The organism is Streptomyces sp. NPDC090025, from assembly GCF_044748125.1.
Lineage (GTDB): Bacteria > Actinomycetota > Actinomycetes > Streptomycetales > Streptomycetaceae > Streptomyces.
Genome location: NZ_JBIVFL010000013.1, coordinates 40,330 through 55,719 on the forward strand (window position 1 = coordinate 40,330; position 15,390 = coordinate 55,719).

The following is a 15,390-nucleotide window of genomic DNA, read 5'->3' on the forward strand; positions in this document are numbered from 1 at the left end:
TCTCCTCATCCCTCCGACCGGGCCCGGAACACCGGGAGTTCGAGCTCGTCGTCCACCCGCAGGAACTCGACCTGGACGGGCATGCCGATGCGCACCTTGTCGTACGGGACACCGACGACGTTGCTGATGATCCGTACGCCCTCGTCGAGTTCGACGAGCCCGACCGCGTACGGCGGGTCGAAGGCGGGGAACGGCGGGTGGTGCATCACGACGTACGAGAAGACGGTCCCGGCGCCGCTCGCCTCGACGGTGTCCCAGCCGAGCGATCCGCAGGCGTTGCAGCCGGGCAGCCAGGGGTGGCGGAGGACCGCGCAGTCGGCGCACCGCTGGATCAGCAGCTTGTGCTCGGCGACCCCGGCCCAGAACCCGGCGTTGTCGCGGTTGATCACGGGCCGGGGGCGGCGGGCGTCCTTCGGCGCCGTGGCGGCGGGTGCGGAGGCGGGTGCGGCTTTCGCCGGACGGGGGGCGGGGGTGTACTTGAGGACGCGGAAGCGGTGGGTGCCGACGAGTTCGTCGCCGACCCTGATGTCCATCCGGGTGGTGATGAAGTACCCGGTGCCGAGCTTGGTGGTCTTGCGCGGCGAGACGGACTCGATGACGTTGCCGAAGCCGACCTCGTCGCCGGGCCGCAGCGGCCGCAGGTACTCCTGCTCGCAGTCGGTGGCGACGATGGAGGTGTACCCGGCCTCGTCGAGGAGCGTGGACAGCTCCTCGTACGCCCCCGAGCGGTCGGGGTGCCCGGAGAGCCCGCCGAGCGTCCACGCCTGGAGCATGGTGGGCGGGGCGATGGCGCCGGGGCCGCGGTAGGCGGGGTTGTCGTCGCCCATGGCCTCGCACCAGTGGCGGATCATGGGCTCGTTGACGGGGTCCTTGCCGACGGCGGCGTGGGACGCGGACCGCCCTTCGTAGGCCGTCAGCCGCTCGTACAGCGCATCGCGTACGTCGGTCCCGCCCCCGCCGACCTCGGCGGCCTTCTCTCTCCCGGTGCTCATCGGCGTCCCCTCCCCTTCATGCCGAGCCGCATCATGGCGACGATCTCGCGCTGCACCTCGCTGACCCCGCCCCCGAAGGTGTTGATCTGGGCGGCCCGGTTCATCCGCTCCAGCTCGCCGTCGCCGAACGCGCCCGGCGACCCGGCCCGGACCAGGGCGGCCTCGCCCGCGATCTCCTGGCACATCCGGTAGACCTCGACGGCCGACTCCGTACCGGCGAACTTCACGCCGCTGGCGTCGCCGGGGGCCAGCCGGTCCGCGCCGACGTCGCCGACGAGCCGCCAGTTGAGCAGCCGGGTGGCGGCGAGCCGGGCGTGCGCCTCGGCGGCGCGGAGCCGGACCCACGGGCGGTCGATCCGGCGGTCGCCGGTGTCGGGGTCGGGGGTGCGGGCGGCACCGAGCGCGGCAGCGTAGAAGTCCTCGGCCTGCATGCCGATGGCGGCGAGGGCGACGCGTTCGTGGTTGAGCTGGTTGGTGATCAGGCCCCAGCCGCCGTGCTCGGGGCCGACGAGGTTCCCGGCCGGGACGCGGACGGAGTCGTAGTAGGTGGCGGTGGTGGTGAGACCGCCGACGGTGTGGATCGGGGTCCAGGAGAAGCCGGGCGCGGCGGTGGGCACCAGGACGATCGAGATGCCGCGGTGGCGGGGGGTCTCGGGACGTTCGTCGGAGCGGCAGGCGAGCCAGATCCAGTCGGCGTTCTGGGCGTTGGAGGTGAAGATCTTCTGCCCGTCGATCAGCCAGTCCGCGCCGTCCCGGCGGGCCCGGGTGCGGAGCGAGGCGAGGTCGGTGCCGGCCTCGGGCTCGCTGTAGCCGATGGCGAAGACGAGGTCGCCGCTGAGGATGCGGGGGAGGAAGTACGCCTTCTGCTCGTCGGTGCCGTACTTCATCAGGGTCGGGCCGACGGTGTTGAGGGTGACCATGGAGACCGGGGCGCCCGCCCGGTACGCCTCGTCGAAGAAGACGAACTGCTCGTCGGGGCCGCGGCCCTGGCCGCCGTACGCCTCGGGCCAGCCGAGCCCCAGCATCCCGTCGGCGCCGATGCGGCGCAGCAGCGCGCGCTGGGCGGGGCCGTCAGTCGGGGGCGGCGGGCCGTCGGGCATCACGGTGCGGAAGTACGCGCGGAGTTCGGCGCGCAGCCGCAGCTGGCGGTCGGTGGGGGCGAGGTGCACGGCGACGGGCCTCTCGTGAGGGCGGGAGGACGAGGACAGACTTGCGCCCAAGGGTTTCTGACTGTCCGTCAGATCGCCACTCACTGTCAAGGGAATCGATCGCACGCGCGCGGCCACGGTCACCGCCGACGCCGACGCGGCGGCGGCCCGGTGCCGACATGGCGCGGGCACGGCGACGGCCCGCACGGTCGGTACCGAAGTACCGCCGCACGGGCCGTGGTTCACCTCGTGGTCCATTCCCCCGTCGAGCCGGGCAGGCCGGCAGCTCCGGGTGGGCGGGCTACCACCAGGGGAAGAAGTTGACCACCGCGTTGGTCTGGTCGATCTGGGTGAACGCCGAGCCGTTCACGCTCGCGGTGTTGTTCTGGTTGGAGGCGCCGGAACCGGTCGCCACCTGCTGCGTGGTGGTGGAGTTGCCGCTGTTGTGGCCACCGACTCCACTGCCGATGATCGTGGCGACGCTCGCATTCGATCCGTCGTTCGCGAACCCACCGTTGTCGGCCTGGGCCACCCCGGTGAAGAGCGCGGCGGCGAGGGGGAGGGCGGCGGCAGCGGCGAGGACGCGGGCGGTACGGATGCTTGCCATGTCTGTTCCTCCAGGAACTGAAGCTTTGTTGAGCACTGCGGCTCTTCGACTCTGAACTACGGGCTACGAACTAGGCGTATCTCCAAGGCAGTTGGCCGACCGCCCCGGTCTTTCCGATCTCTGTGCTCGACGTCGCGAGATCAGAATTGCCCACCGAATCCCCGGCGAACCACCCCCCAGGGGCCATTTCCCCCGCAAGCGTGAGGACAAGTCGATAAACCACCTAGGCCAGGCCAAATGCCCAGCTCGGACGGATCACGACAGAGCGGTACGGAGGCGGCGGGGCAGGGCAAGGGAGGAAGCGTTTCAGCAGCTTTTCAGCCAATCCGTCCCTCGGCTTTTCGTTCCTCAGGTCTGCCGCCGAACCCTTCCTTTTTTCGAACTTGCGTACGAAAATAAAGCCATGGCCGCTCGGGTTCGGCAGACCACCGCACAGGCCCACGCACTCGCCCTCGCGCACGCGCTGACCGCCGCGGAGCGCGGACTGCCCGTGCTTCCGCTGTCCCGCGCCAAGCTCCCCGCCCTCCGCTCACCCCACCGGGGCGAACACCGGCCGGTGCCGTGCCACGGCGAGTGCGGCAGGCCGGGGCACGGGGTGTACGACGCGACGGCCGATCCGGCCGGGGTGCGGGCGCTGTTCGCGGGCGCGCCCTGGGCCACCGGGTACGGGATCGCCTGCGGGCGCCCGCCGTACCGGCTGATCGGGGTGGATCTGGACGTGCGGGAGGGCGGGCCGGACGGGGTGGCCGCGTTCGCGGCGCTGGCCCGGCGGCACGGCTTCGAGGTCCCGGCCACGGTCACGGTGCTCACCCCGGGCGGCGGCCGGCACCTCTGGCTGACCGGCCCGCCGGACACGGTGATCCCGAACTCGGCGAGCCGTCTGGCACCGGGCGTGGACGTCCGGGGCGCCGGGGGCTATCTGGTCGGCCCGGGCTCGACGGCGACCCACGGCACCTACCGGCTCGCCCCGGAAACAGCAGCCCTGCCCCCCGCGCCCTGCCCGCCCACGCTGCTGGCCCTGCTGACGCCGCCCCGCCCGCCGACCCCTCGTACCGCGGCCCCCGCCCTTCCCCCCGGTCCTCCCTCCGGCCCTTCCCCCACCCCTCCCGCTCCCCCGAACGCGGACGCCCTGCTCCGCTTCGTCGCCGCGTCCCCACCCGGCCAGCGCAACACCCGACTCTTCTGGGCCGCTTGCCGGGCGTACGAAGCGGCTCCGGACCCCGCGCTCCTCACCGCCCTGACCCGAGCGGCCCTGGCCACCGGCCTGACCCACCAGGAGATCCACGCGACCCTGACCTCAGCGGCGACGATCACCTCCCGCACCACCCCACGCCCCTGACCCGGCCCCACACGAAGGGCGGACCCCGAAAATCCGGGGCCCGCCCTCTGACGTGCTGTTGACGTGCTGTTTCGCTGTCCTGCTGCGGTGGGTGTGGGATTTGAACCCACGGAGACATCGCTGCCTCGACGGTTTTCAAGACCGTTCCCTTAGGCCGCTCGGGCAACCCACCCACGCCCCGCGTCACCTGCGGCGGAGCGGCTACAGCCTACCGGCTCGCGGCGGCGGGCCGTTCGGTGTTCCGGGAGGGGCCCGAGGGGCGGGGGAGAGGAACGGGGATCAGCTGTCGCCGGTGCGTTCGCCGAGGGTGACCGTGGTCGTCTGGGTCTTGCCGCCGCGCTGATAGGCGATCTTGACCGCGTCGCCCGGCTTGTGGGTCCAGATCTCGCTGATCAGGGTCGGGCCGCTGTCGATCTGGCGGTCGTCGAAGGCGGTGATCACGTCGCCCGGCTTCAGACCGGCCTTCGCGGCCGGGCCGTTCGGGGTGATCGCGGCGGTGCCGCCGGTGCCCTGGTCGGCGATGACGGCGCCCTCGCCGCGGTCCTGCATGTTCACCGTCGCGCCGATCACCGGGTAGACCGGCTTGCCGGTCTTGATCAGCTGCTCGGCGACGTTCTTCGCCTGGTTCACCGGGATCGCGAACCCGAGGCCGATCGAGCCCGCCTGGGACTGCCCGTACCCGCTGCCCGCCGACTGGATCGCCGAGTTGATGCCGATCACCGCGCCGCTCGCGTCGAGCAGCGGACCGCCGGAGTTGCCCGGGTTGATCGACGCGTCCGTCTGCAGCGCGCTCATGTACGAGCTCTTGCCGCCACCGCCGTCGCCCGAGGCGACCGGGCGGTTCTTGGCGCTGATGATGCCCGTGGTGACCGTGTTCGACAGGCCGAACGGCGCGCCGATCGCGATCGTCGAGTCGCCGACCGCCACCTTCTCGGAGTTGCCCAGCGGCAGCGGGGTCAGGTCGGACGGCGCGTTCTTCAGCTTGATGACCGCCACGTCGTAGCCCTCGGCCCGGCCGACGACCTCCGCGTCGTACGTCTTGCCGTTCGAGAAGGTCGCCTTCAGCGTGCCGCCCTGGGCCGCCGACGCCACCACGTGGTTGTTGGTGACGATGTGGCCCTCCCTGTCGTAGACGAAGCCGGTGCCCGTACCGCCCTCGCCGTCCGTCCCGCCGGACTTCGCCTGGATGGTGACCACGCTCGGCAGCGCCTTCGCCGCCACCGCCGCCACCGTGCCCGGGTCACGCTTGAAGGAGGACGGCGCCTCGCCCGAGGACACCGTCGTCGAGCCGTTCGAGTCGCCGTCGCGCTGGGTCGCCGCCCAGTAGCCGATGCCGCCGCCGACCCCGCCCGCGACCAGCGCGGCCACCAGGACCGCCGCCACCAGGCCACCGGTCCGCTTGCGCGGCGCCTCGGGCGCCGGGGGCACCGGCGCACCCCACGCCGGGGTCACCGGTGGCGCGGGCGGCCAGCCGCCCGCCGCGTCCGACGCCGGGGCGGGGGCGGGGGCGGGGGCGGGGGCAGCGGAAGCAGCCGCGTGGACCGGTTCCTGTACGGCCGTCACCGGTTCCTGCACCGCCGTCACGGGCTCCGTCACCGGCTCAGGGGCCGGCGGCGCCACCGGCGGCGCGGGCGGAGTGACCGGAGGCGCGGCGGGAGGCGCGGCCGGGGGCGCGGGAGGCGCCGCCTGGGTGTGCGGGGACGGGGTGTGCGGGGACGGGGCAGCCTGGTCCGACGGATCCGCCGTGCCCTCGTTCTCGGTGCTCACAGCTCTCTCCTCGTTCACTGCACGGTCGTCGCGGCCGACACTGGGGGTTCATGGTGCTGCGGTCAGCTTTTCCCACAGCGCGTCAGGCCACTGTAAGCCGGAGCTGTGCGTCCGCACCCGATTCCTTACATGGGGCGATAACGGACACCCGTACCCTTGCACGGTGACCCACGCACCGCAGCCGCCCGGCCCCCGCCACCCCGTTCAGGTGGTCGCCCACCGCGGCGCGTCCGAGGACGCCCCCGAACACACCCTGGCCGCCTATGTGAAGGCCATCGAGGACGGCGCCGACGCCCTCGAGTGCGACGTCCGGCTCACCGCCGACGGCCACCTGGTCTGCGTCCACGACCGCCGCGTCGACCGCACCTCCAACGGCCGCGGCGCCGTCTCCGCCCTGGAGCTCGCCGATCTCGCCGCACTCGACTTCGGCACCTGGAAGGGCCGCGACGAGGCGGGCGAGAGCCCGGACCTGGGCGACCCCGGCGCCACCTCGGTCCTCACCCTGGAACGCCTCCTGGAGCTCGTCTCCGACGCGGGCCGCCGCATCGACCTCGCCATCGAGACCAAGCACCCCACCCGCTGGGCCGGACAGGTGGAGGACAAGCTGGTCAAGCTGCTCGACCGGTTCGGGCTCGCCGCGCCCGCCGCGCCCGAGGAGTCCCCGGTGCGCGTGATGAGCTTCTCGGCGCGCTCGCTGCACCGGATCGCCAAGGCCGCGCCGACCCTGCCGACGGTCTCCCTCTCCCAGTTCGTCTCCCCGCGGCTGCGCGACGGCCGGCTGCCCGCCGGGGCCCGGATCGCCGGTCCCTCGGTCCGGATCGTGCGCCACCACCCCGCCGTGATCCTGCGGCTGCAGAAGGCCGGTCACCAGGTCCACGTCTGGACGGTGGACGACCCGGAGGACGTCGAGCTGTGCGTACGGCTCGGGGTGGACGCGATCATCACCAACCGCCCGAAGCGCGTGCTGTCCCAGTTGGGCCGCCTTTAACCCCATGTGCCCCACCCGCCACAGGGGTTCGGGGTGTGCCCCGGCGCGTTCGGAACGTACGCGATCGTCACGAGTGCGTCACCGGAGGCGTACTGGCCGGTTTCCGGTCCAGGCCATTGGGGCATTCACGAGGTGGCGTGGGGCAAAGGAGGTCTCGGGGGTGGCGTTGGTGGTGGCACAGGAGGTGCCCACGTCGTCGAGCATGGCCGTACCCCATGGCCCTGCGGGCGTGGGTGAGGCACGGCACCGGATGCGGGAGCAGTTGCACCGCAACGGCATGGCCGAATCGGTCGTCGACGACGCGGTACTGATCCTTTCCGAATTGCTGAGCAATGCCTGTCGGCACGGCAGACCGCTCGGCCAGGCCGACCGCGGCGACGGCGATGTCCGAGCGGCCTGGAGCATCGACCGCGCGGGCGGGCTGACGGTGGAGGTCACGGACGGCGGCGGGCCCACCCGTCCCGTCCCGTCCACCCCGTCGGTCACCGCGCGCGGCGGCCGCGGGCTGAACATCATCAGCGCGCTCGCCCAGGACTGGGGCGTCAGGGACAGCGCGAGCGGCGAGGTCACGGTCTGGGTGCAGGTCACCGGCGGACACCACCGCGAGGACTTCGCGGCCCGGGTCGGCCGCGGCACCGGACTCGACTTCCTGGACGCGTACGACGAACTGGAGTGACGGGGCAGGACCGGCGTGACAGAGCTGGCGCGACAGAGCTGGCGTAACAGAGCTGGTGTGGCTGGGCCGGTGCGGCCGGCGTGACGGACCGGAGCGCGATCGGCCGGGGCCACGGACCAGGGCCACGGACCGGAGTGGGGCGCGGTGCGGGCCGGGCGCCCGGGCCGCGCCCGTACAGCCGTCGGACAACCGTCGTACGACCTCGTACGACGGCCGTACGACCACTCCCGTACGGCCCTGCCGGGCGAACCCTCACCACCCTCCCCGCGCGCGGGTCCCCGGGCGGCTAGGCTCGCGCCCGAGACAGCACCGCCGCGATCGGGAGATAGCCACACCATGGCCAAGAAGCGCCCCCAGACGAAGCCCGGCAAGGCCGGCAGCACCGGCCAGGCACAGGTCACGAACGGGGAGATCCCGGTCGTCGGCGCGCGCGAGCCGTGTCCGTGCGGCTCCGGGCGCCGCTACAAGGCATGCCACGGGCGCGCCGCCGCGCACGCCGTCACCGAGCTGGTGCACCGGCCGTTCGAGGGCCTGCCGGGCGAATGCGACTGGGTCGCGCTGCGCGAGCTGGTGCCCGCCGCGACCGTGCCGCTCACCCTCAAGGCCGGGCTGCCCGAGGGCGTACCGTCCGTGACCCTCGCGACCGTGCTTCCGATGGCCTGGCCCGCGCTGCGCCGCGACGACGGCTCCGTGCTGCTCGCCCTGCAGAACGACACCTCCTCCGGCGACCTGGCCCGCGACCTCGCCGACACCCTGGAGCGCGCCCTGGTCGCCGAGCCCGGCACGCCGGTCGCCGCCCGCCGGGTGCCGGCGGAGGGCCCGCGCCTGCAGGACCTGCTCGACACGGACAGCGATTTTTCGCCGGTCGTGCACACCGGATTCGAATTCTGGATTCCGGAGAGCTCGGACAATTCCAACCCCGAGGTCACCGCCTCCCTGGAGCGCGCCAACGCCGCCGCCATCCCCACCGTGAAGCTGACCGGCGTCGACTCCGCGTACTGGTGCGAGACCCCGGACAAGAACCACCTGCGCTGGGTCATGCCGTACCCGGAGGAGAAGCTGCTCGACGCGCTGGCCCGGCTGCAGGCGGCCGGGACCACCGCGATCGGCCCCGACACCCGGCTCGTCGGCTCCTTCCGGGCCCACGGACTCATGGTGCCGGTGTGGGACCTGCCCACCTCGATGACGGCGGAGGACTGCGAGAAGCCCGCGGCCGAGTTCGCCGAGCGGCTGACCGCCGCGCTCGCCGTGGACACCCCGCTCACCCTGGAGGAGCGCAAGGCGCGCGGCGCTCTCATCAACCGTCAGGTGACGCTCAGCTGATACCCGGGGCGGTATCGGTGACTGACCAACCGGTCAGTCGGTGATGTCCGCCACAACCCCTCCATCGGGGGGCTAAATCCCTGTCCGAATAACCGAGATCGAATTTGCGAACGGCAGATCTCTTGTTACCGTTCTGGAAGCCCGGTCGCTGGTGCATCCCCCGTCGCCAGCGATCGGGCGTCCTCATGTCCGGACCCGTGACCGATCGCCGTCACGCCGACCGTCCGATGCCATGACGGCGCGCGTGATCGCGCGCACCACGACTCAACTCCCCGCAGGCTCCGGCGCGTTGCTCCCCGCACGCAGCAGCAGCGGCGCGTTGCCGCCCTCCCCCGCCCCGGCGAACTCCGCCACCGCCGTGGAGCCGTCGGCCGCGCCACGGCTCGGCTCCTTCGGCGTCTCGCAGGTCCCCGGCTCGTCCCGCGCCTCGACCCGGCAGCGCACCTGTACGGTCCGGCCGCCGGGCGCCATCAGGGTGAGCACGGCGTCCAGTTCCTGGCCCGTCGCGTTGCGGTAGTAGGTGCGCGCCCAGGTGGCGGCGCCCTCGGTCACCACGCAGGTCTGCGCCTCGACCCCGTCGGGGGAGGCGAGTTCGGGCCCGCAGCGGGTCGCGAGCGGCGGCCGCTCGGCGGCCGTACCGGCCCCGGCGTCCCGCGCGCGGGAGGCGTCACCGGCGGGCCGGGCGCCGAGCACCGGGCCGAGCCCCGGCAGCAGCCCGCCCGCCGCCCCGGACCCCGACCCCGTCGGCCCGTTCGGCCCCTTGGGCCCCTTGGGCCCGTTCGCCTTGGCGTCGTCCCCGGCGGACGCGTCCCCGGCCCGGCCCGCCGGTCCCGCCGTCGCGGCGATCGGCACGAGCACGGCGATCAGCACGGCGGCGCCCAGCCCCAGACCACGGAGCTGCGCCGGACTCAAGCGCCCCATACCTCGGCCCACCTGCTTCTCGTACGTCCCGGCGTCCCGGGGAACGGGCACGGACCCTCGCGGCGAAACGGATCCTCGCGGCGAAGATAACCGCGCCCGGGCGGGCGACGGCCGGGCCCGCGCCCGTTTCCCCTGGATGACCGGGATTTCCGCACCCCAACGGGTGAACGCCGGTGCCCGCCCTCAGTACGCGAGTCTGCTGCCGCCGCCCGGCGCGCTCGTGCTCGCCTCGACGAGCGCGTCCACGACCGCCTCGACGTCCGGCAGCCAGGGCCGCGCCGAGCCCTCCAGCGGCGCCCGCTCCCAGCGGACCCGGCCGGTCCCGGTGGTCGAGGGCGGCAGCGGCAGATAGCCGCCCTCGCTGTGGAAGCGCAGCGAACTGGGCACGCTGTCCTTGGCGTAGAGCAGATCGCCGAGCCGTTCGAGTCCGTACGGGGCGACCAGGATGGCCCAGCGGGTCGGCGTGGCCACCACCGGGCCGAGCCGCATCCCGAGCGCGTCGAGCGCGTCCAGGGCGGGGCCGCCCGCGACGGCCGGGAGGCTGACCGCGCACGGGGCGCGGCCGCCGGTGGCGAGCAGCACCGGGGCGTCGGGGCGCCGGCCCCACCACCAGCCGATCATGCGGGCGTCCGTGGTGGCCGCGAGCAGCCCCGGGTCGAGCGGGTGGGCACCCGGCACCACGCACTCGGGGTCGGGGCAGGCACACGCCACGACTCCCGGCAGCCCGTCGCCGCCCGCGGCGGCGAGGGCGGTGCCCGGGTCGGACGTCCGCCGTGCGGTCAGGGCCGTCCACCAGCGCGCGGGCCGCCGGCCGCCGGTCCGTACGGCCTGCCCGGCATCGCCCCCGCGCACCTTGAGCCCGACCCCCGGCAGCACCGGCCAGCCCCACTCGGAGCCGTACCGCAGCGCCTCGTCGACCGCCGTCCGCCCGACCACAGGCCCCCGTCCCCCTCGTCCGTCCACGCCCCGCCCGTCCACGCCCCGCCCGTCCACACCCCGCCCGTCCACACCCCGCCCGTCCACACCGCGTCCGTCCACCGCACGTCCGTCCGCCGCGGGGCCCCGGCCCCGTACGCCCTCCGTGCCCGCCTCGCGCCTACCGCGCCCGAACCGGAGCCCGCGTCGCCTTCCGAGGATCTCGCGCATGAGCGCTCGTTCCTTTCCGTTGAACGCCGAATCCACATCACACCATGCATATCGCCGTACATCGCCACATATCCGCGCACGCCTTGCTCACGCGGGTGGCTCACACTACGTGCACCTGTCTTCACCGTGCGTGTCACTGCTCACTGCGCGTCCTGCGCATACGAGCGGCGCCCGGACTCTGCGGGCGCTCTCGGCGGGCGTTCCGGGTCCGCGGCCCTGATGGCCGGTGCTGCCGGAACACGTTCCCCGCCACTCGGGGTAGGGGTGCTGCCTGCGGTGATGAGGACGCTCGGGTTCCGCGTCCGTATTCAGGGGCGGCTCCAACTGCCCCTGCCCGTCACCGATTACGTACCCGTCACGCTCTAAATGACGCGCTTTGAAACGACGCCAGTCGACCGCGAATGGTGCACACAGGGGTCAATTTTCGGCCAACTTCCCCTACTGTTCAACCCTCTCGTCAGATCCCACGGACACCAGAAGTCCCGTCGTGACAATGCTGGACATCACTCCACATCTGCGTGTAGATGTGGATCGATGGGTAGCGGCGCAGAATGACTTGGGGGTTTGCGATGCTATTGCATGAAACGCGCAGGTCGGAAAGCCGAGTGCGATGAGTACACAGCGCGCGCCGAAAGTGGCCGGAATCGATTCCACTGTTCCTTCTCCACCCCACACTGCGGCCCCGGCCGCGCCCCTCACACCCCCGCTGCCGAGCGGTGAGCTCGACCCCGGCGGCCCGCTCCAGGACCGCCTCGCGGGCTGGGTCTCCGATCTCACCCTGCTCCATGAACTCACCGAGTCACTGATCCGCACCGGCTCGCTCGACGACGCCCTGCACGAGGTGCTGCGCGCCGGAGCCGCCCTGGTCGGCGCCCGCCGCGGGATGGCCGTCCTGGAACCCGCCGACGGTCTCGGCCCCGCCCTCACCGTCGGCCTGGGGCTCGCCCACGCCGAACTCGGCACCATCGAGACCGTGCCGCGCGGGGCCACCTCGTACGGCCGGATCCTCGACGGTCTCGACCCGCTCACCGAGGGCGCGCTGCCCCGCCCCATCGCCGTCCCCGACCTGCGCGGGGACGCGGACCTCGACCCGCGCCACCGCGAGGTCGCCGCCCGGCTCGGCTACGCCGCCAGCTTCGCGCTGCCGCTCGCCACCGAGCGGGCGGGCGGGCTCGGCGCCCTGGTCTGGCTGTACGACGAACCGGCCGAGCCCGCCGAGCGCCAGCGGCACCTGGTCGGCCTCTACGGCCGGTTCGCCGCCGAGCACCTCGCCCGGCTCCTGGAGGTCCGGCGGGCCCGGGTCCGGATCGACACCGTCGCCGAGGAACTGCTGCCCAGCCGCCTCCCCCGGGTCCCCGGCGTGCAGCTCGCCGCCCGGCACCTCACCGGACCGCGCGGCGGCGGCGACTGGTACGACGCGCTGCCGCTGCCCGAGGGCGCGCTCGGGCTCGCCGTCGGCTCGGTCTCCGGCAACGGGCCGAGTGCCCTGGCCGCCATGGGACGGCTGCGCGCCTCGCTGCGCGCGTACGCCGTGATGGAGGGCGAGGACCCGGTCGCCGTCCTGTCCGACCTGGAACTGCTGCTGCGGCTGACCGAGCCCGCCCGCTCCGCGACCGCCCTGTTCGCCTACTGCGAGCCGCCGAGCCGCCGGATCGTGCTCGCCGGGGCCGGGCACACCCCGCCGCTGGTCGTCGGCCCGGACCGCACCGAGTACGTCGAGACCTCGCTGTCCGCGCCGCTCGGGATGCTGTCCTGCTGGGAGGCGCCCAGCGTCGAGCTGTCGCCCGCGCCCGGAGAAACGGTGCTGCTCTACACCGACGGGCTGCTGCGCCGGACCGGCGACGCCATGGACCGGGCCTTCGCCCGGCTGCACGCGGCGGCCGCCGGGGTGCCGAAGGCGGACCGGGCCGATCCGGGCGCGGTCGCCGACCATGTGCTGCGGACCCTGCTGCCGGAGGGCCTGGACGGCCGCGGCGGCTGGGACGGCCGTGATGGACGGGACGGCCGTGACGGCATGGACGCGGGCGGTGAGGACGTGGTCCTGCTCGCCGCCCGCTTCGAGTGATCCGATTTCGCGTGAGCTGAACTCGAGTGGGCCGAATTCGAGTGAGCTGAACCGGAGCGAGGGCTTCCGCCTCCGGGTCGCTTCCGCACGACCGTACGATGGGGAAGGTTCCAGCGTCGTACCCACAAGGAGGCAGACCCGTGGCCGAGGAGCTCACCGCGGAGTACCCGGAGACCCCGGAGGAGTCCGAGGAGCAGGCGATCAAGCAGCGCAAGAACGGCCTGTACCAGGGCGTTTCCGACGAGCTCGCCGAGAACATGAAGTCCGGCTGGGCCGACACCGAGCTGCACGGCCTCACGCCGATCGCCCAGGCCGCGCAGACCGCCGCCCGCCGGGCCGCGCTCTCCGCCCGCTTCCCGGGCGAGCGTCTGGTGATCCCCGCCGGGAACCTGAAGACCCGGTCGAACGACACCGAGTACGCCTTCCGCGCCTCCACCGAGTACGCGTACCTCACCGGCGACCAGACCCACGACGGCGTCCTCGTCCTGGAGCCGGTCACCGGCGGCCACCGCGCCACGATCTACCTGCTGCCCCGCTCCGACCGCGAGAACGGCGAGTTCTGGCTGGACGGCATGGGCGAGCTGTGGGTCGGCCGCCGCCACTCCCTCGCCGAGGCGGAGCAGCTGCTCGGCATCCCGGCGAAGGACGTCCGCGAGCTGGCCGAGTCGCTCAAGGAGGCCACCGGCCCGGTCCGCAACGTCCGCGGCCACGACGCCGGCATCGAGTCCGCGCTGACCGACAAGGTCACCGCCGAGCGCGACGAGGAGCTGCGGGTCTACCTCTCCGAGGCCCGCCTGGTGAAGGACGACTTCGAGATCGCCGAGCTGTCCAAGGCGTGCGCGTCCACCGCGCGCGGCTTCGAGGACGTCGTCAAGGTGCTCGACAGGGCCGAGGCCACCAGCGAGCGCTACATCGAGGGCACCTTCTTCCTGCGCGCCCGGGTCGAGGGCAACGACGTCGGCTACGGCACCATCGCCGCCGCCGGACCGCACGCCTGCACCCTGCACTGGGTCCGCAACGACGGCCCGGTCCGCTCCGGCGACCTGCTGCTGCTCGACGCCGGTGTGGAGACCACCGAGCTCTACACCGCCGACGTCACCCGCACCCTGCCGGTCAACGGCCGGTTCACCGACGTCCAGCGCAAGATCTACGACGCCGTGTACGAGGCGCAGGAGGCGGGCATCGCCGCGGTGAAGCCCGGCGCCGCCTACCGCGACTTCCACGACGCCGCGCAGCGCGTGCTCGCCGAGAAGCTCGTCGAGTGGGGCCTGGTCGAGGGCCCGGCGGAGCGCGTCCTGGAGCTCGGTCTGCAGCGCCGCTGGACCCTGCACGGCACCGGTCACATGCTCGGCATGGACGTCCACGACTGCGCCGCCGCGCGCACCGAGTCGTACGTCGACACGACCCTGGAGCCGGGCATGTGCCTGACGGTCGAACCGGGTCTGTACTTCCAGGCCGACGACCTGACCGTGCCCGAGGAGTACCGGGGCATCGGCGTCCGGATCGAGGACGACATCCTGGTGACGGCCGAGGGCAACCGGAACCTGTCGGACCAGCTGCCGCGCCGCTCCGCCGAGGTCGAGGCGTGGATGGCCGGCCTGAAGGGCTGAGCCCGCCCGGCAGGACGAAGGACGCGTACGGAAGGAGCCCCCGCGGGACCGGTCGGTCCCGCGGGGGCTCCGTCGTGTCCAGGACTCCCGGCCGGCCCTAGGTGAGGGCGAGGGGCGCGTCCGGGCGCCATTTGATGATCTTGTCGAAGGAGACCAGCGCACCGCCGCGCCCGGTCCGCCCGAAGTGGACGTGGTCGGCCAGCTCCTCGATCAGCCGAAGGCCGCGCCCGCACTCCGCGTCGGCTGCGGGCGGCGGCGGGGTCCCGCCGCCGAAGCCCGGGCCCGCGTCGGCGACCTCGATCCGGCAGGTCTCGCCGTCGAGATAGGCGGTCACCCGGTACGCCTCCGAGGCCGGGCCGCGACCCGGCGGTCCGGCGGCGCCGCCGTGCTCCACGGCGTTCGCACAGGCTTCGGTGAGCGCCACCGACAGGTCGTACGAGACGTCCGGATCGACCCCCGCCGTCTCCATCGTGCCGAGCAACAGCCGCCGGGCGAGCGGAACGCTCGCGGCCTCGCGCCGCAGATGCAGGGACCACCAGATGCTCATGCTCCAGCCTCCAGGCTGCGGCTCGACATGCTGCGGCACGACATACCGATACGTATTGCCGGACGGGATGGTCCATAAGCCCCTGAGCGGACGAAGAGCCCCCGTTCGGCGGACGCGCGCACCGCGCACGCCGGTGTATGCCGGTGCCGGGCGGGGGCCGGACAACTGCCCGGACCAGGGGTGATCTCCTCCCCAAGACCCGCAAGGGTGACCTTACGGACCTGCCGTATGGGAGGGGTGGGCCTGGTGCGATGATGGGCC

The 15,390-nt window shown here is 73.3% G+C and carries 13 protein-coding genes and 1 tRNA gene; 6 read left to right on the forward strand and 8 right to left on the reverse strand.

What is annotated here, in order from left to right:
• Positions 1 to 5: 5 nt before the first annotated feature.
• The 3 genes from ACIPXM_RS26310 to ACIPXM_RS26320 form a co-directional block, all read right to left on the reverse strand.
• The gene (locus ACIPXM_RS26310; RefSeq protein ID WP_401659970.1) at positions 6 to 992 is read right to left on the reverse strand and encodes a bifunctional MaoC family dehydratase N-terminal/OB-fold nucleic acid binding domain-containing protein; all 987 of its coding nucleotides are present in this window, start codon (positions 990 to 992) and stop codon (positions 6 to 8) included.
• Positions 989 to 2,161, reverse strand: a complete 1,173-nt coding sequence (locus ACIPXM_RS26315; RefSeq protein ID WP_401659973.1) for an acyl-CoA dehydrogenase family protein — start codon at positions 2,159 to 2,161, stop codon at positions 989 to 991. The genes ACIPXM_RS26310 and ACIPXM_RS26315 overlap by 4 nt, the downstream gene beginning before the upstream one ends.
• Positions 2,162 to 2,441: 280 nt before the next feature.
• Positions 2,442 to 2,747: a hypothetical protein gene (locus tag ACIPXM_RS26320; protein ID WP_401659975.1), complete on the reverse strand. Its 306-nt coding sequence runs from the start codon at positions 2,745 to 2,747 to the stop codon at positions 2,442 to 2,444.
• A gap of 403 nt (positions 2,748 to 3,150) precedes the next feature.
• On the opposite strand from ACIPXM_RS26320, the gene ACIPXM_RS26325 reads away from it, so the two are divergent.
• Entirely contained in the window at positions 3,151 to 4,086 is a 936-nt protein-coding gene (locus ACIPXM_RS26325; RefSeq protein WP_401659978.1) for a bifunctional DNA primase/polymerase, read from the forward strand.
• 85 nt (positions 4,087 to 4,171) lie between these two features.
• Here ACIPXM_RS26325 and ACIPXM_RS26330 read toward each other — a convergent pair.
• Positions 4,172 to 4,258, reverse strand: a tRNA-Ser gene (locus ACIPXM_RS26330).
• Between the two features lie 107 nt (positions 4,259 to 4,365).
• Positions 4,366 to 5,853 (reverse strand): S1C family serine protease, encoded by a 1,488-nt coding sequence (locus ACIPXM_RS26335; RefSeq protein WP_401659980.1) that lies wholly within the window; start codon positions 5,851 to 5,853, stop codon positions 4,366 to 4,368.
• 163 nt (positions 5,854 to 6,016) lie between these two features.
• On the opposite strand from ACIPXM_RS26335, the gene ACIPXM_RS26340 reads away from it, so the two are divergent.
• From ACIPXM_RS26340 to ACIPXM_RS26350, 3 genes are all read left to right on the forward strand, one after another.
• On the forward strand, positions 6,017 to 6,841 hold the full coding sequence (locus ACIPXM_RS26340; protein ID WP_401659983.1) for a glycerophosphodiester phosphodiesterase: 825 nt from the start codon (positions 6,017 to 6,019) through the stop codon (positions 6,839 to 6,841).
• A 73-nt stretch (positions 6,842 to 6,914) separates the two neighbouring features.
• On the forward strand, positions 6,915 to 7,517 hold the full coding sequence (locus ACIPXM_RS26345; RefSeq protein WP_401659986.1) for an ATP-binding protein: 603 nt from the start codon (positions 6,915 to 6,917) through the stop codon (positions 7,515 to 7,517).
• Positions 7,518 to 7,853: 336 nt separating this feature from the next.
• Complete coding sequence (locus tag ACIPXM_RS26350) at positions 7,854 to 8,840, forward strand: DUF5926 family protein (protein ID WP_401659988.1); 987 nt, start codon at positions 7,854 to 7,856, stop codon at positions 8,838 to 8,840.
• A 264-nt stretch (positions 8,841 to 9,104) separates the two neighbouring features.
• Here ACIPXM_RS26350 and ACIPXM_RS26355 read toward each other — a convergent pair whose 3' ends face one another.
• Both ACIPXM_RS26355 and ACIPXM_RS26360 read right to left on the reverse strand, forming a co-directional pair.
• Positions 9,105 to 9,761: a hypothetical protein gene (locus ACIPXM_RS26355; protein ID WP_401659991.1), complete on the reverse strand. Its 657-nt coding sequence runs from the start codon at positions 9,759 to 9,761 to the stop codon at positions 9,105 to 9,107.
• Positions 9,762 to 9,944: 183 nt separating this feature from the next.
• Entirely contained in the window at positions 9,945 to 10,697 is a 753-nt protein-coding gene (locus ACIPXM_RS26360) for a bifunctional DNA primase/polymerase (protein ID WP_401659993.1), read from the reverse strand.
• An 820-nt stretch (positions 10,698 to 11,517) separates the two neighbouring features.
• Here ACIPXM_RS26360 and ACIPXM_RS26365 point away from each other — a divergent pair.
• Both ACIPXM_RS26365 and ACIPXM_RS26370 read left to right on the forward strand, forming a co-directional pair.
• Positions 11,518 to 12,972, forward strand: coding sequence for a PP2C family protein-serine/threonine phosphatase (locus ACIPXM_RS26365; protein ID WP_401659995.1), 1,455 nt, complete (start codon positions 11,518 to 11,520; stop codon positions 12,970 to 12,972).
• A gap of 140 nt (positions 12,973 to 13,112) precedes the next feature.
• Entirely contained in the window at positions 13,113 to 14,582 is a 1,470-nt protein-coding gene (locus ACIPXM_RS26370; RefSeq protein WP_401659998.1) for an aminopeptidase P family protein, read from the forward strand.
• Positions 14,583 to 14,679: 97 nt separating this feature from the next.
• On the opposite strand, the gene ACIPXM_RS26375 is transcribed toward ACIPXM_RS26370, so the two are convergent.
• Positions 14,680 to 15,129, reverse strand: coding sequence for an ATP-binding protein (locus ACIPXM_RS26375; protein ID WP_401660000.1), 450 nt, complete (start codon positions 15,127 to 15,129; stop codon positions 14,680 to 14,682).
• Positions 15,130 to 15,390 lie beyond the last annotated feature (261 nt).